This window comes from Bacillus sp. Brlt_9 (assembly GCF_051948935.1).
In the GTDB taxonomy this organism is placed as follows: domain Bacteria; phylum Bacillota; class Bacilli; order Bacillales; family Bacillaceae_G; genus Bacillus_A.
In genome coordinates, this window is sequence record NZ_JAYJLO010000002.1 from 593361 (window position 1) to 611765 (window position 18405).

Annotated in this window: 20 protein-coding genes and 2 riboswitches; of the genes, 14 read left to right on the plus strand and 6 right to left on the minus strand. The window is 35.7% G+C overall.

Features of this window, described 5'->3' with window-relative positions:
- Positions 1 to 82: 82 nt before the first annotated feature.
- Positions 83 to 1246 (minus strand): cystathionine beta-lyase, encoded by a 1164-nt coding sequence (gene metC / locus VF726_RS09300; RefSeq protein ID WP_440167576.1) that lies wholly within the window; start codon positions 1244 to 1246, stop codon positions 83 to 85.
- Positions 1243 to 2355 carry a cystathionine gamma-synthase/O-acetylhomoserine thiolyase gene (gene metI, locus VF726_RS09305; protein WP_440167578.1) on the minus strand — a complete coding sequence of 371 codons (1113 nt, stop codon included), beginning with the start codon at positions 2353 to 2355 and terminating at the stop codon, positions 1243 to 1245. The genes metC and metI overlap by 4 nt, the downstream gene beginning before the upstream one ends.
- A 93-nt stretch (positions 2356 to 2448) precedes the next feature.
- Positions 2449 to 2558: riboswitch (SAM riboswitch) on the minus strand.
- A gap of 203 nt (positions 2559 to 2761) precedes the next feature.
- Positions 2762 to 2871, plus strand: a riboswitch (SAM riboswitch).
- 70 nt (positions 2872 to 2941) lie between these two features.
- Between metI and VF726_RS09310 the strand changes: the two genes are divergently transcribed.
- The 6 genes from VF726_RS09310 (at position 2942) to VF726_RS09335 (ending at position 10646) form a co-directional block, all read left to right on the plus strand.
- Positions 2942 to 4774, plus strand: coding sequence for a bifunctional homocysteine S-methyltransferase/methylenetetrahydrofolate reductase (locus VF726_RS09310; protein ID WP_440167580.1), 1833 nt, complete (start codon positions 2942 to 2944; stop codon positions 4772 to 4774).
- Positions 4774 to 8172, plus strand: coding sequence for a methionine synthase (metH, locus tag VF726_RS09315; RefSeq protein ID WP_440167582.1), 3399 nt, complete (start codon positions 4774 to 4776; stop codon positions 8170 to 8172). The genes VF726_RS09310 and metH overlap by 1 nt, the downstream gene beginning before the upstream one ends.
- An 18-nt stretch (positions 8173 to 8190) precedes the next feature.
- Complete coding sequence (gene murG / locus VF726_RS09320; protein ID WP_440167584.1) at positions 8191 to 9249, plus strand: undecaprenyldiphospho-muramoylpentapeptide beta-N-acetylglucosaminyltransferase; 1059 nt, start codon at positions 8191 to 8193, stop codon at positions 9247 to 9249.
- Between the two features lie 96 nt (positions 9250 to 9345).
- A complete protein-coding gene (locus tag VF726_RS09325; RefSeq protein ID WP_000817964.1) occupies positions 9346 to 9606 on the plus strand; it encodes a DUF3966 domain-containing protein in 261 nt (86 codons plus the stop codon).
- Between the two features lie 97 nt (positions 9607 to 9703).
- Entirely contained in the window at positions 9704 to 10078 is a 375-nt protein-coding gene (locus VF726_RS09330; RefSeq protein WP_440167587.1) for a nucleoside 2-deoxyribosyltransferase, read from the plus strand.
- Between the two features lie 79 nt (positions 10079 to 10157).
- The gene (locus tag VF726_RS09335; protein ID WP_440167589.1) at positions 10158 to 10646 is read left to right on the plus strand and encodes a hypothetical protein; all 489 of its coding nucleotides are present in this window, start codon (positions 10158 to 10160) and stop codon (positions 10644 to 10646) included.
- Positions 10647 to 10681: 35 nt separating this feature from the next.
- On the opposite strand, the gene VF726_RS09340 is transcribed toward VF726_RS09335, so the two are convergent.
- Entirely contained in the window at positions 10682 to 10993 is a 312-nt protein-coding gene (locus VF726_RS09340; RefSeq protein ID WP_166701809.1) for a hypothetical protein, read from the minus strand.
- A 252-nt stretch (positions 10994 to 11245) separates the two neighbouring features.
- Between VF726_RS09340 and VF726_RS09345 the strand changes: the two genes are divergently transcribed.
- Complete coding sequence (locus tag VF726_RS09345; protein WP_440167591.1) at positions 11246 to 11461, plus strand: DUF3912 family protein; 216 nt, start codon at positions 11246 to 11248, stop codon at positions 11459 to 11461.
- A gap of 192 nt (positions 11462 to 11653) precedes the next feature.
- Here VF726_RS09345 and VF726_RS09350 read toward each other — a convergent pair whose 3' ends face one another.
- From VF726_RS09350 to VF726_RS09360, 3 genes are all read right to left on the minus strand, one after another.
- Positions 11654 to 13048, minus strand: coding sequence for an L-cystine transporter (locus VF726_RS09350; protein WP_440167593.1), 1395 nt, complete (start codon positions 13046 to 13048; stop codon positions 11654 to 11656).
- 106 nt (positions 13049 to 13154) lie between these two features.
- The gene (locus VF726_RS09355) at positions 13155 to 13397 is read right to left on the minus strand and encodes a DUF2626 domain-containing protein (protein WP_000440714.1); all 243 of its coding nucleotides are present in this window, start codon (positions 13395 to 13397) and stop codon (positions 13155 to 13157) included.
- 125 nt (positions 13398 to 13522) lie between these two features.
- Positions 13523 to 14218, minus strand: coding sequence for a helix-turn-helix transcriptional regulator (locus VF726_RS09360; protein WP_098088693.1), 696 nt, complete (start codon positions 14216 to 14218; stop codon positions 13523 to 13525).
- 205 nt (positions 14219 to 14423) lie between these two features.
- On the opposite strand from VF726_RS09360, the gene comGA reads away from it, so the two are divergent.
- The 7 genes from comGA to comGG are packed head-to-tail and all read left to right on the plus strand — an operon-like array spanning position 14424 to position 18357.
- Positions 14424 to 15467, plus strand: coding sequence for a competence protein ComGA (comGA, locus tag VF726_RS09365; RefSeq protein ID WP_440167596.1), 1044 nt, complete (start codon positions 14424 to 14426; stop codon positions 15465 to 15467).
- A complete protein-coding gene (comGB, locus tag VF726_RS09370; protein WP_440167598.1) occupies positions 15460 to 16491 on the plus strand; it encodes a competence type IV pilus assembly protein ComGB in 1032 nt (343 codons plus the stop codon). Before comGA ends, comGB begins: the two co-directional genes overlap by 8 nt.
- 11 nt (positions 16492 to 16502) lie before the next feature.
- A complete protein-coding gene (gene comGC / locus VF726_RS09375; RefSeq protein WP_440167600.1) occupies positions 16503 to 16802 on the plus strand; it encodes a competence type IV pilus major pilin ComGC in 300 nt (99 codons plus the stop codon).
- Positions 16799 to 17254 (plus strand): comG operon protein ComGD, encoded by a 456-nt coding sequence (gene comGD, locus VF726_RS09380; protein WP_440167602.1) that lies wholly within the window; start codon positions 16799 to 16801, stop codon positions 17252 to 17254. Before comGC ends, comGD begins: the two co-directional genes overlap by 4 nt.
- Positions 17247 to 17549 (plus strand): competence type IV pilus minor pilin ComGE, encoded by a 303-nt coding sequence (comGE, locus tag VF726_RS09385; protein ID WP_440168289.1) that lies wholly within the window; start codon positions 17247 to 17249, stop codon positions 17547 to 17549. The genes comGD and comGE overlap by 8 nt, the downstream gene beginning before the upstream one ends.
- Positions 17519 to 17989 (plus strand): competence type IV pilus minor pilin ComGF, encoded by a 471-nt coding sequence (gene comGF, locus VF726_RS09390; protein ID WP_440167604.1) that lies wholly within the window; start codon positions 17519 to 17521, stop codon positions 17987 to 17989. Before comGE ends, comGF begins: the two co-directional genes overlap by 31 nt.
- Complete coding sequence (gene comGG / locus VF726_RS09395; protein WP_440167606.1) at positions 17986 to 18357, plus strand: competence type IV pilus minor pilin ComGG; 372 nt, start codon at positions 17986 to 17988, stop codon at positions 18355 to 18357. The genes comGF and comGG overlap by 4 nt, the downstream gene beginning before the upstream one ends.
- Positions 18358 to 18405: the final 48 nt, after the last annotated feature.

Sequence of the window (18405 nt, forward strand, 5' to 3'; positions counted from 1 at the left end):
TGAACTATAAGAAAAGTAAAAAATATACTAAACAGCATAAAAAAGAAGATATGAAAACTTAATTTCATATCTTCTTTTCTCTCTATGCATTTACAGGTTCTTCTACATAAGAAAGGGCATTTTCAAAATCGGATATTAAATCGTCAACATTTTCAAGACCGACGGATAACCGAAGTAATGAATTCGAAATACCTCTTTCATCGCGAGCTTCTTGCGACAGTGCTGCATGTGACATTTTAGCTGGGTAGGAAAGAATGGATTCGACAGCTCCTAAACTGACCGCAAAGACAGGTAATTTTACTTTTGATAAAAATTGGCGGAGTGCGTCTTCTGATTGTAAAGTGAAAGATAGGACGGCTCCAGCTGATGTAGCTTGAGATTGTTGAATGTCAAATCCAAGATGTGTTTGTAAGCCAGGATAATAGACATTTTGAACTTTAGTGTGATCTTGTAAATAGTGTGCAATTTTATTGGCGTTAGCCGCTGAATGCTCAAGACGTACATGCAATGTTTTTAGACCTCGAAGTACGAGAGAACAATCTTGCGGGCTTAAAATAGCGCCGAATGCATTTTGTAAAAATCCAAGTTTTTGAGCGAGTTCGGCATCTTTTACAACCGCTAATCCGGCAGTAACGTCACTATGACCAGCAATGAATTTTGTGGCACTATGAAGAACGACATCGGCGCCAAGATCAAGTGGTTTCTGGAATAGTGGTGTCAAAAATGTATTATCAACAAAAGTAAGGGCGTCAATAGATTTTGCAAGTGTAGAAACAGCACGAATATCGGTTACTTTTAAAAGTGGATTAGAAGGTGTTTCCACATAAAAGAGTTTTGTATTTGGTTTAATGTTTTGCTTTATTTCTTCTAAATTGGTCATATCAACAAATGTATGTGAAACACCGTAACGGGAGAGAACTTCAGTTATAATGCGATAAGTTCCTCCGTATACGTCTTCTGAAATGAGTACGTGATCACCTTGTGAAAGGAGGAGGAATGCAGTAGAAATTGCTGCAATTCCTGACGCGAACGCAAACCCTTTTGTTCCGCCTTCTAATAAAGCAATGATATCTTCAAGAGCTTCACGTGTTGGATTACCAGAGCGGCTATAGTCATATTTTCCAAACGTATCTACATCAAATTGGTGGAATGTTGATGTATTATAGATGGGAACGTTAACAGCTCCTGTTTGCGGGTCATGTTTATATTGGTTATGCAGTAAGAGTGTATCTATAGAATAACTCATATTCTTACACCTTCTTTTACAAGTTTAATGGATTGCTGTAAGTCTTGAATTAAATCGTTACTATTTTCAATGCCAACGGAGAATCGAAGAAGACGATTGCACACACCGTTTGCTGTTCTGATTTCTTCAGGAATATCAGCATGTGTTTGCGTTGCTGGATAGGTCATTAAACTTTCCACACCACCAAGACTTTCAGCAAATGTAATTAAGGATAAAGATTGTAAGAATGGATTAACCCAAGATTCGTCTTTAAGACGAAATGAAATCATACCGCCTCTTCCTGGATAAAATACATCTGTCACACCATCTTCATTGTTTAAATAAGCAACAACAGCTTTCGCATTTTCTTCATGTTGTCTCATGCGAAGCGCTAACGTTTTCATACCGCGAATTAATAGCCATGAGTCAAATGGGCTTAAGACCGCACCGGATGCATTATGATAATGGGCGATTTCCTCACAAAGTTCCTTTCCTTTTGCAACGACAAGTCCGCTTAGTACATCGTTATGTCCACCTAAATATTTCGTTGCACTATGAAGTACGATGTCGGCACCTTCCGTTAATGGTTGCTGTATATACGGCGTGTAGAATGTGTTGTCTACAATAAGGAGTAGTCCATGCCTCTTCGCTACAGTTGCGACAGCGGCAATATCAGTAACTTGCATTAATGGATTAGTCGGAGTTTCTATGAAAATAGCCTTCGTTTCAGTTGTGATAGCTTTTTCAATTTGTTTAATAGATTGTGTATTTACGTATCTACATCGAACGTTCCACTTTTTTTCATGCTCAGAAAATAATCGATACGTTCCGCCGTATAAGTCTTCAGATACAATAAGTTCATCTCCAGAACGGAATAGCGAAAGGACGAGGAGAACAGCCGCCATTCCGGAGCTACAGGCATAACCTTGTTCACCGTATTCTAAGTCTGCGATTGCCTGTTCTAAAAGACCGCGAGTTGGATTTCCAGTTCGTGAATAATCAAAGCCAGTAGATTTACCAATTCCTTCGTGACGATAAGCAGTTGAGAAATAAACAGGCGGATTAACAGTTCCTGTTGTAGTTTCACTCCTGTTTCCAATTTGTGCTAGTTTTGTTTCGATTGTTGACATGTAAAAATTCCTCCTTTTTAAATGAACAATTAAGTGAATGTAAAATAAAAAAAGCCTTCTAAGAAGAAGGCTTTCGGTTTGAATAGAGTCTTCTTCTCATCTGTCAAATCTTTCACAATTTGCTGGAATTAGCACCTTATTAACAAATGTTAATGGTTGCTGAGGCGTCATAGGGCCAGTCCCTCTACCTCTCTAGATAAGAATGTTCGTATGAAATTTTATTATGTTTTTAACTTTACAACAAAAGATAATTGAATTGCAACTTTATTTTAAATAATTTTTATTTTTCCGCAAGTGTCATTGACTTTTGTATTTGTGCGTGCTAAATTTATAAAAAAATTAACAAACATTGTTAAAAGGGGAACGCATTTCCTTTTAGCTACATAAATAAAATAATAAAGACAAACTCTTATTGAGAGCGGTGGAGGGAAAGGCCCTGTGAAACCCGGCAACCTTCAAACGAAATGTTTGAAACGGTGCTAATACCTGCAAAACGAATGTTTTGCATAATAAGAGGAGGATCGATTATGTCCCCCTCTTCAAAGTGAAGAGGGGGTTTTTATATTGATAGAAATGAGGGAGATTGGTGAAATTACTAGATTTATTATCAAAAGGAATTGTAATAGGTGATGGTGCGGTTGGGACGTTATTACATTCACATGGTTTACAAAGTAGTTTTGAAGAATTGAACATATCTGATCCAGATTTAATTATATCGATTCATAAGCAATATGTAGCTGCTGGGGCAGATGTAATTCAAACAAATACGTACGGAGCAAATGAAGCGAAATTACGTATGTATGGCTTAGAAAATCAAGTTACTGAAATTAATAGAGCGGCAGTAAAACTGGCGAAAGCATCTGTTACAGAAAGAAATGCGATTTTAGGAACAATTGGTGGTATGAAACATATCGGAGCTGTTACGACAACTGATATGGAGAGAGAATTTATGTTACTGGAACAGGCAAGTGCATTACTAGAAGAACAGGTGGACGGCCTGCTATTAGAGACTTTCTATGATGAGTTTGAATTACTTCATGCTGTTCAGGTGTTAAGAAAACAAACAAATATTCCAATTGTAGCTCAATTAGCGTTACATGAGGCAGGTACGACTCAAAATGGAAATGATGTAAATGAAATATTAAAACAGCTTTTAGATTATGGGGCAAATGTCGTTGGATTGAACTGCCAACTAGGGCCGCTTCATATGACAGAAGCTTTTAAAATGATATCGATCCCGAAAGATGGTTACTTATCAGCATACCCAAATGCAGGTCTCCCGAATTATGTGGAGGGACGTTACGTATATGAGGGAAGTCCGGCTTATTTTGAAGCGATGACACCGAAATTTATTGAGCAAGGTATTCGTTTATTGGGTGGTTGTTGTGGCACTACGCCAGAACATATTGAAAGCATGAAACGTGCTGTTCTAAATGTTACGCCTGTAATAGAGAAGGATACGATTCCAAGGCCGAAAGTAGTTCATACACACGAAAAGCGTTCGAAAGCTCATGTCACTTTGGCAGAGAAAGCAAAAAAACAAACGACAGTAGTAGTGGAATTAGATCCACCGAAAACATTAGATACGCAGCGGTTTTTTGAAGGAGCAAGAGCATTGAAAAGAGCTGGAGCAGATGCTATTACTCTAGCAGATAATTCGTTGGCATCGCCTCGCGTCTCGAATATGGCAATGGGAGCATTATTAACGAAGCACGATATTCCGGTATTGACGCACTTAACGTGTAGAGATCATAACGTAATCGGACTACAATCTCATTTACTAGGCTTATCAGCGTTAGGCATGGAAGAAGTGTTAGCTTTAACTGGTGATCCAGCACGCGTCGGTGATTTTCCAGGTGCCACTTCTGTATATGATTTGTCCTCTATTGAGCTCATTAAAATGATTAAAGAAATGAACGATGGGCGCTCTATTTTAGGGAAATCAATAGGGCCGGCAACAAGGTTTTCAGTGGGAGGTGCGTTTAATCCGCATGTAAGACATTTAAAAGCAGCAGTTAAGCGAATGGAACGGAAAATAGATGCTGGAGCGGAATATTTTTTAACGCAGCCAATTTACGATATCGCGTTAATTGAAGAAGTGTATGAAGCGACAAAGCATTTAGAACAGCCTATTTTTATTGGGATTATGCCACTAATAAGTAAACGGAATGCAGATTTTCTTCATTTTGAGGTGCCAGGCATTACGCTACCTGAAGAAGTAAGGGAGAGAATGGATGGACATGAAACGAAAGAAGCAGCAATTGAAGAAGGGATTCGTATTTCACAAGAATTGATCGATGCAGCGATGAAATATTTTAATGGCATTTATCTTATTACACCATTTCTAAAATATGAAATTACAGAACATCTTGTTAAATATGTGAGAGAAAAGCAAGAAGTGAAAGAAGGTATTAATTGATGAAATGTATAGAAGAAAAATTACAAAATAACATCTTAGTATTAGATGGTGCAATGGGAACGATGATCCAGCAAGAGGACTTAACGGCGGAAGATTTCGGAGGAGAAGAGTACGAAGGCTGTAATGAATATTTAGTAGAAACAAGGCCTGATGTCATTTTAAAGATTCATAAAGCTTATATTGAAGCTGGAGCGGATATTATTGAAACAAATACATTTGGGGCGACAAATATTGTATTAAGTGATTATGAGTTGTCTCATTTAGATGAGGAACTAAATGAGAAGGCAGCACGTTTAGCGGGGCAAGCGGTCAAAGAAAGCGGGAAGGAAGTATATGTTGCGGGAGCGATGGGGCCGACAACGAAAGCGATTAGTGTTACTGGTGGTGTGACATTTGAAGAATTAATTGAAGCCTATACGCGGCAGGCAAGAGGATTATTGAATGGGGAAGTAGATGTATTACTCGTTGAGACGAGTCAAGATATGCGTAACGTGAAGGCTGCTTATATTGGAATTCAAGCAGCTTTTGACGAACTAAATAAGGTAGTACCTATCATGATTTCAGGAACGATTGAACCGATGGGAACGACTTTGGCTGGGCAAACAATTGAGGCTTTTTATTTATCGATAGAGCATATGAAGCCATTATCTGTTGGATTAAACTGTGCGACTGGTCCGGAGTTTATGAGAGACCATATTCGTTCCCTATCTGATTTGTCAGAGTGTTACATTTCTTGCTATCCAAATGCAGGTCTTCCTGATGAAGATGGACATTATCATGAATCTCCATCTTCTCTCGCTGAAAAAGTGAAACGATTCGCTGAAGAAGGATGGGTTAATATTATCGGTGGTTGTTGTGGCACAACACCAGAACATATAAAAGCAATGAAATCTGCGCTAGCGTCTCTTAAGCCGCGTGAACAACACGAAAGAGCTGGACACGGGGTTAGTGGATTAGAGGCACTTCAATATGATGATTCTATGAGACCGTTATTTGTTGGTGAAAGAACAAACGTTATTGGATCACGTAAATTTAAACGATTAGTAGCAGAAGGGAAATTCGAAGAGGCTGCTGAAATCGCTAGAGCGCAAGTGAAGAAAAATGCTCATATTATTGATATTTGTATGGCAGACCCGGACCGTGATGAAATAGAAGATATGGAAAATTTTTTGGCAGAAGTTACGAAAGTATTAAAAGTGCCGATTATGATTGACTCAACAGATGAAAATGTGATGGAGCGAGCTCTTACTTATATTCAAGGAAAAGCCGTTATTAATTCAATTAATTTAGAAGATGGAGAAGAACGATTTAAAAAAGTGACACCGCTCCTTCGGAAATATGGTGCTGCAATTGTAGTTGGAACAATTGATGAAGATGGTATGGCAGTAAGTGCAGAAAGAAAACTAGAAATTGCGAAAAGAAGTTACGAGTTATTGACGACGAAATATGGTATACGCCCGTCAGATATTATTTTTGATGCACTTGTATTTCCTGTAGGTACAGGTGATGAAGAATATATTGGCTCGGCGGCCGCGACGATAGAAGGGATTCGTCTTATTAAAGAAGCATTACCAGAGTGTTTAACGATTTTAGGTGTAAGTAATATATCATTTGGTTTACCACCAGCTGGACGCGAAGTGTTAAATTCCGTCTTTTTATATCATGCAACGAAAGCGGGATTAGATTATGCGATTGTGAATACGGAAAAATTAGAACGGTATGCGTCAATTCCTGAGGAAGAAAAATGTCTTGCGGATGCATTGCTTTTTGAAACGACGCAAGAGACATTAGAAAAATTTACAAACTTTTATCGCGTGGCAAAAAAGAAAGATATCGTTATCCAAGAAACATTAACTCTTGATGAAAGGCTAGCAAATTACATCATAGAAGGTACGAAACAAGGGTTACAAGAAGATTTAAGCCTTGCGCTTACAGAAGGAAGAAAACCTTTGGATATTATTAATGGTCCTCTTATGACAGGAATGGATGAGGTAGGACGATTATTTAATAATAATGAGCTTATCGTTGCTGAAGTATTGCAAAGTGCTGAAAGTATGAAAGCTGCTGTAAGTTATTTGGAGCCACATATGGAATCTAGTGATAGTGCGAAAAAAGGGAAAGTGTTATTAGCGACTGTTAAAGGTGACGTACATGATATCGGGAAAAATCTTGTTGAAATTATTTTATCGAATAACGGATATGAGATTATTAATTTAGGGATCAATGTTCGCTCGGATCGAATTGTTCAAGAAGTACAAGAAAAGAAGCCTGATATTATTGGTCTTTCTGGTTTATTAGTAAAATCAGCGCAACAAATGGTAACGACTGCTGAAGATTTAAAAGCGGCAAATATTGATATTCCAATCGTTGTAGGTGGGGCAGCGTTAACGAGAAAATTTACAGATAATCGTATTTCACCATCATATAAAGGACTCGTATGTTATGCGAGTGATGCGATGACTGGTCTTGATATTATTAATAAGCTTCAAAAAGAAGAAGAGCGTGAGAAGATGAAACAAGATAAAAAAGAACGTCATCTTCATATCGTAAAAAAAGAGGAGAAAAAAGTAGAAATTCCAGCAGTAATTGAACCGTTACCGAAGACAGAGGTGATAGTCCCTGATTCAACAAAGCGAATTGTATTACGCGATATTCCCGCTCTTCATCTCGCTCCATTTTTAAATAGACAAATGCTACTTGGACATCACCTTGGATTAAAAGGAAATGTGAAGAAGCTTTTGCTAGAGGGAGATAAAAGAGCGCATGAATTAAATGATTTAATAGACGAATTATTGCAGGAAGGACAAACTTGGTTAAAACCGAAAGCAGTGTATCAATTTTTCCCAGCGCAAAGTGATGGACAAAACATTGTAATATATGATCCAGAAGATCATACGCGTGTTATAGAACGTTTCACATTCCCAAGACAAGGAAAAGCACCATACCGTACTTTAGGTGATTATTTGAGGCCGATTGGAGATGAAATGGACTACGTTGCTTTCCTATCTGTTACGGTTGGGGAAGGTGTTAGGGACATTGCTGAAGAATGGAAAGCGAAGGGCGATTATTTACGCAGTCACGCCATTCAATCGTTAGCGCTTGAACTAGCAGAGGGACTCGCTGAAAAAACACATATGCTTATTCGTGATCGCTGGGGTATTCCAGATTCACCAGAACTGACGATGGAAGAACGTTTCCGTACGAAATATAGAGGAATACGCGTGTCCTTCGGTTATCCAGCATGTCCAGAACTTGCGGATCAAGAAAAATTATTCCGCCTTATTCATCCAGAAGAAATAGGTATTTCATTAACGGAAGGATTTATGATGGAGCCAGAAGCATCTGTAACGGCTATGGTATTTTCTCACCCTGAGGCAAGATATTTTAGTGTATTATAGTGTAGAAGGGGGAGACGTATGAAAAAAATAGTCTTTACAGGTGGCGGTTCGGCAGGGCATGTAACACCTAATTTAGCCATCATTCCGCATTTACAAGAACAAAATTGGGATATTTCTTATATTGGTTCTCATCAAGGAATTGAGAAAACGATTATAGAAAAGGAAGGCATTCCGTATCATAGTATTGCAAGCGGAAAGCTACGCCGTTATTTTGATTTGAAAAATATAAAAGATCCTTTTCTTGTAATGAAGGGTGTTATGGATGCGTATGTAAGGATTCGAAAACTAAAACCGGATGTGATTTTTTCAAAAGGTGGTTTCGTATCTGTACCCGTCGTAATAGGCGGATGGTTAAACAGGGTACCAGTTTTATTACATGAATCTGATATGACGCCAGGACTAGCAAACAAAATTGCGCTCCGTTTTGCTTCGAAAATATTTGTTACATTTGAAGAAGCTGCGAAACATTTACCGAAAGAAAAAGTAATCTATACAGGATCTCCTGTACGCGAAGAAGTGCTAAAGGGAAATCGTGAAAAAGGTTTAGCATTTTTAGGTTTTTCACGTAAAAAGCCAGTTATTACAATTATGGGAGGAAGTTTGGGCGCAAAGAAAATTAATGAAACGGTTCGATCCGCGTTACCAGAACTTTTGAAAAAGTATCAAATTGTTCATCTTTGCGGAAAAGGTAATCTTGATGAAAGCTTACAAAATAAAGAAGGATATAGACAATTTGAATATGTGCATGGAGAGCTGCCAGACATATTAGCGGTAACAGATTTTGTTATTTCACGTGCGGGCTCTAATGCCATTTTTGAGTTTTTAACATTGCAAAAGCCGATGGTCTTAATTCCACTATCGAAATTTGCAAGCCGCGGAGATCAAATACTAAATGCAGAGTCTTTTGAAAGACAAGGGTATGCTTCCGTATTGTATGAAGAAGATGTGACTGTGAAATCTCTTATAAAGCATGTCGAAGAATTAAATCAAAATAATGAGATGTATAAAACAGCTCTAAAAAAATATAATGGAAAAGAAGCAATTCAAACAATCATTCAACATATTTCAGAGGCATGATGAAACAATCATGTCTTTTTTAATAGAATGAAAGATTCCAAGGATTGATATTTTTATGTTACAATAACAAATGGATTAGTAGGGAAATTCCAATTAATGAAGCGTGAAAATACGAATGGATTAGGAGTGACTGTGTTGGAGCTAAGTCTCTATGAAAATACTGCACTTATTATATGCTTTGTGTTGTACGTTGGTAGTGTTATTGTTTATATTTCAAGGAAATTTTCGCAAGAAAGAGAGCTTGAAAAATCAGAAATAACAGCTGAACTAGAAATGTTAGCTGATGAAAGTTATAAAAAACAAAAAATAAAAGAAGACCATGAGGCATCCCATCATTTAAACGCAAATAAGTTTTAAAGATGGGGATTTTTTTTGAAGTCGTTCTTTATTATGTTTATAGCAAATAACGCTAAAATGGAGTTTCCCCCTTATATAATGAAGGAGTGTATATAAAATGAATTTTTATATCGCCTCAGGATTCCAAAATAAACATCTTGTATGTTCTATAGCAAATGAACTGAAACATGCAGGTTGGCATCATACATATGATTGGACAAGAAACGAAAGAGCAGTAAATCAAGAACAATTAAGAGAAATTGGTCTGGCAGAAAAGAATGCTATCAAAGAAGCGGATGTATTTTTACTTATATTAGATGGCGGAAACGGGAGCCATACAGAGTTTGGAATGGCGATCGCGTTAGAGAAGAAGATATATGTATATCATGAAGGAAATCCGCTCCAAACAACGTTCTATCATTTGCCAGAAATAAATATTTTTGAAGGAGATGCAGCAGAATTTGCATCTTATGTTATGAATCATGTGAAATAATAGTAACTACCTAAAAGGTTATAAAAGTGATCTTTTGGGTACAGTGATGATAAGAAACGCATATAAAGGAGTACATAATATGAAATTAGAAAATGGATGGGAAACGAGCTTTTTAGAAGTCGTACAAAATAGTGAATTTAAGAAAGATGCACTGCTTAGTCAATTGCTTTGTGAGGATAGTGAAGAAGTTGAGGAGCTTGTTGATGATTATGGATATGAAGAAATCATTAACCGCGAACATGATGATGAATTAGCTGATATTTTAGGAGAAGAACTTTTTAGTGAGATGGAACGATACGTATTCTTATCTTCGCAGCCAGAAGAAAAACTTATTTCATTCGTAAATGGATTAGGTTTTCATGTGTTAGATTGGATCGTTCTTCTTGAAACAGAATTTGGTATTGATAGTGCACACTTTACGTCAGACGCCGTGAAAATGTTAGAAAAGCGCCTTAGACAATTTCCATACATAGAGGATAAGACAATTTTTAATATGACATTTGGAGAAGCAATGGATCTGTTAGAGTCCATTACAGGATTACAACTGAAAGAAAAGATGAACGTATAATGTAAAAAAGAACGTGAGGTAATCACGTTCTTTTTTTACATTATAATAATTTTGTCATCTAGTTTTGTTTGTCCGCTAAGAAGTGCGTTTAAATATTCCACTTTTCTTATACAGGCTTGTATATGTCTTTCAACCTCTTGTAACTCTGCTTGGTGATGTGTTTCAATCGGATGAATTTGTACGTTGAATTTTTCAAATTGACTACTATATGTTATTTCTGCATAGCCGCTCATAATATCCATTTCGTTATGAAATAAAAATTGCTTCGTTTTGTCACAGAATGATACATCTTGAAATCCATATACTTTTAATGCTTCAATTACTTTTTTAATCATTTTTGTATTCATTTTTTAACCCTCTTTACGAAGTTCTACTTATATATTATAACATAAAAAATTACATAGAAAGCGCTTCCAAGTGTATTTTATTATAAACTTTACGTTTCAATCACAAAAATGAAACAAAGAAAAAATAATTGTAAAGAAGGGAGGACTCTTTTATTGTTTCGTCATATATATAGAGAAATAGTGCAATGAAAGGAAATTTTCCGAGTTGGAGATCGTATTTCCAATTTGAGCGCAGTAAAAGAGGTGAAAATCTTGAACTTTGATATTGTAGGACAAAAAGCATATATAAAAGATGGACCGCATCGGAACAGAATTGGAATTGTAAAGAAATGCGAGCCAAAATTAGAATCGCAGTTTGCTATTGTAATTGGAGAACAAATCATTGATGTAGAGCTAAAGGATATCGTGTTAGTTGGAGTAGACGTAGGACAATTTCATATATGGTGCGAACAAAATGGTTATTTGTGAAAAGGACGGGCTGTGAGATAATGAAATATATTTGAGAAAAGAGAATATGTTATTGTATTCTCTTTTCTATGTGTAAGGAGACGAAAATACATAGTGTTTGAAACAATATGTTATGCCTTATGTATAAAAGATAAAGAGGAAGATGGAAAGAACTAAAAAAGGACGCTAACAGTTTTGTTAGCGTCCTTTTCATTATGAAGCAATTTCACCAGTTTTTACATCATCTTGATTGTACGTATCTTGATCTAATTCACCAAGCCATTTACTAGAAATAAGACCTGCTGTCATAGAACCACTTACGTTAAGAGCTGTACGACCCATATCGATTAATGGTTCAACTGAGATAACAAGAGCGACAATACCGATTGGTAAGTTCATTGTAGATAGTACGATTAACGCTGCGAATGTTGCACCGCCACCAACGCCGGCAACACCGAATGAGCTAATGGCAACGACAGCGATTAAAGTTAAAATAAACTGTGGTTGTAATGGATCGATTCCTACAGTTGGAGCGACCATCATTGCAAGCATTGCTGGATAAATACCTGCGCAACCGTTTTGTCCGATAGATACTCCAAATGATGCTGCGAAGTTTGCAATCCCTTCAGAAATACCAAGCTTTTCTTTTTGTGCTTCAATATTTAATGGCATTGCACCAGCACTAGAGCGAGATGTGAATGCGAATGTTAATACAGGGAATACCTTTTTCAAATATTGAATTGGATTTAAACCAGATAGAGCAATTAATAATAAGTGGATAACGAACATTACGATAAGTGCTACGTAAGACGCTAACACGAAGTTACCAAGTTTTAAAATAGCATTTATGTCGCTACCAGCAACTGTTTTTGCCATAAGAGCTAATACGCCATATGGAGTAAGACGTAAAATTAATGTTACCATACGCATTACGATTGCATATACAGCATCAAGCATATTCTTAAATAGCTCTGCTTGTTCTGGATATTTTCGTTTTACACCTATAAAGGCGATACCGATAAAGGCTGCAAATATTACAACAGAAATTGTTGATGTTGGACGAGCGCCTGTTAAATCAAGAAACGGATTTGTAGGCAATAGTTCTAATAATTTATCTGGAATTGTTGTTTTTTCAATAGAAGTAAATCTTTCTTCAACTAGCTTCAGACGAGCAGATTCTGCATCACCTTGTTGTAGGCCTGTTGCTGATACATCAAATCCTGCACTTGCAGCGATACCGACAGCTGCAGCAATTCCAGTAGTAAGAATTAAAATTCCGATAATAAGACCACTAATTTTACCAAGGTTTTTCGTTAACTGTAATTTTGTAAATGCTGAAATAATAGATACTAAAATAAGTGGCATAACGATCATTTGAAGTAATTTCACATAACCGCTACCGATTAAGCCAAACCAAGTATTTGATTCAATAATTACTTTAGAAGTTGGTTCATAAATAAATTGTAATATAAGACCGAATATAATTCCGACTCCTAAAGCAGTAAATACACGTTTATTAAAAGATACATGCTTACGTTGCATATAATATAATACGCCAACTAAGATGAGCATGACTGCAACGTTAATTCCGACAAGTAGTGTATTCATGTTGATTCCCCCTAATTCCAATCTGTTATATAGAATATAAGGTAATAAAACCTATAAGTCAACTAGGAAATTGCGGAATTAAAAAAAGATGGCAAAATGCCATCTTTTAATGTCCAGCCCCAGGGACAAGTAAAAACGTCGTGTAGTATGTAAATCCTATGAAGAAAACAGTTAAATATGCCCCAAATACGTATATATACATACGCTCTGTTAAATTTAAATAGCTTAAAAGTACGAAGAATCCTGTTTGTCCTAAAAATAGTAGTGCGGTCGAATGCATATCCCCTACGTAAAACATAACCGAGAAAATTCCAGTCCAAAAGCCGAGAACGCGAAACATGCGCTCCATGCCATCTCCCTCCTTTTCTAAAAAAAGTAAACCTCACTTCATTATAGTTTATTTTTCTTACTATTGTAAATATTGGTTCATATAAAAAGAAGCCAATTATAATTGGCCTCTTTTTATATGGAAAATTAAATTGTTAGTTTATAATTACAAGATTTACATCCATCTAGTAAGCTATCATTTCGTGTTAATTCCGTGTTAGGGAATAGGATTTCAAAAATCCCTTTCATCATATCTCCGTGCATATTACAAATTTCAGTTGGGTGATGAACAGCAACTTCTTTAAATGGACAATTGTGTACATCATAGAAAATTTTCGTTCCATCTGCACTTAATTCAAATGCAGGTGATAAGCCAGCTGTTGAGAAAGCTTCTTTTGCAATTTGAACTTTTTGTTCCACTGTTAAAGCATCTTCACTCACATTTAAACGCAGCATATGTTGTTGCATTAATTCGGCTCCAAATTGTTTTCCAGTTTCGTATAGCGCTTTTTCACCAGCAGCGCCAAGGCTAAGTAAAGAATTAAATGCGATTCTTGCTAACAATTGATAATCACGGAATGGAAATTGTAATTGAATCACATCATCAGATAATACATATAATCTGCTTGGTCGTCCGCCTTTTCCAGTTTTCTTCGTTTCAGATTTCAGCATATGAACATCTTCTAATTTAGATAAATGTAAACGCGCTACGTTTGGATGAATGTCAAACTCATCTGCAATTTCTTGTACTGTTACGTAACTATGTTTTTGAGAAATATATTTATAAATGTAATAACGAGTTGGGTCAGATAATACACCTGTAATTTTTAAAGCTTGTTCCATGAGGATCTCCACCTTTATCACTTTATCCAAGATAATAACATTATAATACAGATAAACTTCCATATAGGTAATTTCAGACAATAATTCGGAAATTGTTCATAATTTCACAAACATATTTTTCCTTTTTACTCTAGTGAAAATACAAAAATACCGATTTTTCTTATGAATTCTTTCATGCTATATACATAGTGGGGAGGGAAAAATGATGAATGGAATTGAAGGTTTTGCGAATATGATTTTGAAAGAGGCGTGTAGGGTACAAGCTTCAGATTTACATATTGTGCCCCGGAAGAAGGATGTAGCAATTCAACTACGTATAGGGAAAGATTTAATGACGAAACACCTTATCGAAAAAGAATTTGGAGAAAAACTCGTTTCACACTTTAAATTTTTAGCATCTATGGATATAGGGGAGAGGCGGAAACCACAAAATGGTTCACTGTATTTACAAATGGATGGACAAGAAGTGTATTTGCGCCTTTCCACGCTTCCAACCGTATATCAAGAAAGTCTCGTTATTCGTCTTCATTTACAAGCATCTATTCAGCCGTTATCTCATCTTTCGTTATTTCCAAGTACAGCGAAGAAACTTCTTTCCTTTTTACATTATTCGCATGGGTTACTCGTCTTTACGGGACCGACTGGTTCAGGAAAGACAACAACAATGTATGCATTATTAGAGGTAATTAGAAAAAAGAAAACACGCCGCATCGTTACACTGGAAGATCCAGTTGAAAAAAGAAATGATGATGTATTACAAATTCAAATAAATGAAAAAGCAGGTATCACATATGAGGCGGGACTAAAGGCTATTTTACGTCATGATCCAGATATTATTTTAGTTGGCGAAATTCGTGATGAAGAGACAGCAAAAATCGCTATAAGAGCAAGTTTGACTGGCCATTTAGTAATGACGACATTGCATACGAATGATGCGAAAGGGGCGATACTTCGTTTCATGGATTTTGGTATAACGAGGCAAGAGATTGAACAATCTTTATTAGCTATAGCTGCACAGCGACTTGTCGAATTGAAGTGTCCGTTTTGCAAAAGAAAGTGCTCAACTTTATGTAAATCAATGAGGCAAGTAAGACAAGCGAGTATTTATGAGTTGTTATATGGATATGAATTAAAACAAGCGATTAAAGAAGCAAACGGGGAATGTGTCACATACAAGCATGAGACATTAGAGTCTTCGCTGCGAAAAGGATACGCTTTAGGATTTTTAGAAGAGGATGTTTATGTTTAAGAAAATATGGAGTTTAAGTGATCAAGTAGTATTACTGAAACGATTAGGAGAACTATTAGAAAAAGGATACTCCCTTTTGCAGGCATTAGAATTTTTACGCTTTCAATTACCTTTAGAAAAGAAAGTACAATTGCAGCGTATGATTGATGGGTTAAAAGATGGAAAAAGTCTACACGATTCTTTTCATCAATTAAAGTTTCATCAGGAGATGTTAAGCTATTTATTTTATGCCGAGCAACATGGTGATGTTTCTTTTGCGTTGCAACAAGGGAGCTTACTTCTTTATAAAAAGGATAAGTACAGGAAAGATATGATGAAAATAATGCAGTATCCTATGTTTTTGGCGTTCTTTTTAATAATCATGATTTTTGTTTTTAACCGCATTTTATTACCGCAGGTTGACATGGTATATAGTTCGTTTGGTTCTACAGCACCTTTACTTACAGAACAAATATTAAGTGCAATTAAGCTGCTACCCTATCTTATTATTAGCACTATTTTTATCGTCTTAATTAGCTGTAGTGTATATATATTTTACTTTCAGAAACTCCCGCATATGAAGCAGATAAAAATTATGCTCCGTATTCCCCTCATAAAAAAATTTCTTATTTTAAAGCATTCGCATTATTTCGCTACTCAATTGAGCGGCTTATTACACGGAGGACTATCAGTACTTGAGGCTCTAACAATAATGATGGAGCAAAAGTATCATTCGTTCTTTCAGTATGAAGCGGGCCGAATTAAACACCAATTAATTGCGGGAGAACCGTTGCAATCTATTATTGCAAAAAGCAGATATTACGAGGAAGAGCTATCTTATATTATTACGCATGGACAAGCAAATGGTAATTTGGCGATTGAATTAGGTGACTATAGCGATCTTATCATGGAGAAGATGGAGCAAAAAGTTAAACGTATGTTAGTGATCATTCAACCAATTTTATTTACGTGTATTGGAGGAATAGTCGTTCTTATGTATTTAGCGATGATTATGCCAATGTTTCAAATGATGAATTCTATTTAGGAGGTATTTACATGCAGAATGAGGAGGGATTTACCCTTTTAGAAATGTTATTAGTTATGGTAGTAATAACTGTATTATTACTATTAATTATTCCTAATGTAGTTACACAGCGTTCATCCGTTGAAGGAAAAGGATGTAAAGCCTATGTGAAATCTGTAGAAGCGCAAATACAAGTATACCAATTACAACATAATAAAATTCCCTCGCTAAAAGAGCTAAGTGATGAGAAATATATTACATCTGATAAGTGTCCGAATGGTGAATCCATTCATATTTCAAATGATGGCACAGTATCAAGTGGGAAACTGTGAAACAAAAAGGTTTTACTCTGTTAGAAATGCTACTCGTTCTATTTGCAATTTCTGTACTAAGTATGGTCATGTATTACAATGTACATTCATTATATGAAAAACAAAAAATCGAACAATTTTTGAGACAGTTTTCAAATGATATTTTGTATATGCAACAATTAGCGATAAACCGCCAAAAACATTATACATTACGATGGTATAAAGATAGACATATGTACTATATAGGGGAATCGAGTACGAATCTTGCTATCATTAAAAGAGAATATGATAGCGATATACAAATTGATTTGAATACTTTTCCCAATCCGATGACATATAATCCGAGTGGAAATATTAATAGAGGTGGTACAATTTTACTTTCTTATCGAAGTTATAAATATGAGGTTGTATTTCAGCTTGGCAGAGGGAGATTTACGTACCGTGAAATGTCAAAAAGGTTCAGTAATGGCTGAAATGCTTGTGGCATTAAGTATAATAATGATGGCGGTATCTTTACTAATTCCGCAAACCATATTGATTATGCAAGAACGAAAAAACATACAAATTCGTTACAATGCATTTGTATTATTAAAAAGGGAAGCAGCTTTATATATGTATGAGAATGAGTTGAAACAACAGAAAGAAAAAGTCGTAAATGGAAATGTATATTACACATATTGGGGAGGAAATGAAGTTTGTGCTATGTGGAAAGATGTGAAAGGAAGAATGATGGAACAATGCTTTTATGCAGGAGAAAAAACAAATTAGAAGTTGGATTTACATTAATAGAAATGATCGTATGTTTTTTTCTGTTATCACTGTTCTTTTTACTCTTGCCACGTTTAAACTTTATCGGAATAGAAAACAAACAATCGAAAGGATTAAATAATTGGGAATGGGATGTGTTTATAGGACAAGTACAATTAGAATTTCGTGAAGTATCATTTGTAGAAAAAATAGTCCCTGAAAATAAAGATAATCTTTTGCGGTTCCGCCTTCGTACTGGAGATGAAGTGACGTACGAAAAATTGAATAATCATCTTATAAGAAAAGTGAATATGCGCGGAAGAGAAGTTATATTACAAAATATTGAAATGGTTTCATATGAAGTAACCCCTCATTTGCTCTTTATACATGTGAAAGATATGAGTGGGAAAACATATGAAGGTGTAGCTGTAAGGTATAGCGAGATGGACGTAAATATATGAGAAAACAAGATGGATTTACGATGCCAGGAACAATCATTTTTCTTGTATTATTAACTTCGTTCTTTGTATATGAAACGAATATGTTACTTATAGATAAAAAATTTTATATTGAAATAGAGCAAAAATTTGTATTGGAGGAACTACTAAATCAATCGATTACAAATATAAAAAAAGACTTACAGCAAAAAGAAAAGGAAGATACATTTTTCTTTCAATATGAAAAGGGTGAAGCAAGTGGGAATTACGTCTTTGAAAACGGTGATATTCTCATTTCGTTGCAGTGCAAAATTAAACAGGAAATTTTCTATAAAGTAAGCTTTCGGTATAGAAAAAAGGATGAGAAAATATTCGATTGGATAGAAGGATAGTCTGTTGAATGTGTGAACAAAAACCATAATTTCTCATTTTAAAATAGG

Excerpts from the sequence above, each read along its gene's own strand:
- metC (WP_440167576.1), bottom strand. The coding sequence starts at position 1,246 with ATGAGTTATTCTATAGATACACTCTTACTGCATAACCAATATAAACAT.
- metI (WP_440167578.1), bottom strand. The coding sequence starts at position 2,355 with ATGTCAACAATCGAAACAAAACTAGCACAAATTGGAAACAGGAGTGAA.
- metH (WP_440167582.1), top strand. The coding sequence starts at position 4,774 with ATGAAATGTATAGAAGAAAAATTACAAAATAACATCTTAGTATTAGAT.
- murG (WP_440167584.1), top strand. The coding sequence starts at position 8,191 with ATGAAAAAAATAGTCTTTACAGGTGGCGGTTCGGCAGGGCATGTAACA.
- VF726_RS09325 (WP_000817964.1), top strand. The coding sequence starts at position 9,346 with ATGAAGCGTGAAAATACGAATGGATTAGGAGTGACTGTGTTGGAGCTA.
- VF726_RS09330 (WP_440167587.1), top strand. The coding sequence starts at position 9,704 with ATGAATTTTTATATCGCCTCAGGATTCCAAAATAAACATCTTGTATGT.
- VF726_RS09335 (WP_440167589.1), top strand. The coding sequence starts at position 10,158 with ATGAAATTAGAAAATGGATGGGAAACGAGCTTTTTAGAAGTCGTACAA.
- VF726_RS09340 (WP_166701809.1), bottom strand. The coding sequence starts at position 10,993 with ATGAATACAAAAATGATTAAAAAAGTAATTGAAGCATTAAAAGTATAT.
- VF726_RS09350 (WP_440167593.1), bottom strand. The coding sequence starts at position 13,048 with ATGAATACACTACTTGTCGGAATTAACGTTGCAGTCATGCTCATCTTA.
- VF726_RS09355 (WP_000440714.1), bottom strand. The coding sequence starts at position 13,397 with ATGGAGCGCATGTTTCGCGTTCTCGGCTTTTGGACTGGAATTTTCTCG.
- VF726_RS09360 (WP_098088693.1), bottom strand. The coding sequence starts at position 14,218 with ATGGAACAAGCTTTAAAAATTACAGGTGTATTATCTGACCCAACTCGT.
- comGA (WP_440167596.1), top strand. The coding sequence starts at position 14,424 with ATGAATGGAATTGAAGGTTTTGCGAATATGATTTTGAAAGAGGCGTGT.
- comGB (WP_440167598.1), top strand. The coding sequence starts at position 15,460 with ATGTTTAAGAAAATATGGAGTTTAAGTGATCAAGTAGTATTACTGAAA.
- comGC (WP_440167600.1), top strand. The coding sequence starts at position 16,503 with ATGCAGAATGAGGAGGGATTTACCCTTTTAGAAATGTTATTAGTTATG.
- comGE (WP_440168289.1), top strand. The coding sequence starts at position 17,247 with ATGGCTGAAATGCTTGTGGCATTAAGTATAATAATGATGGCGGTATCT.
- comGF (WP_440167604.1), top strand. The coding sequence starts at position 17,519 with ATGCTTTTATGCAGGAGAAAAAACAAATTAGAAGTTGGATTTACATTA.
- comGG (WP_440167606.1), top strand. The coding sequence starts at position 17,986 with ATGAGAAAACAAGATGGATTTACGATGCCAGGAACAATCATTTTTCTT.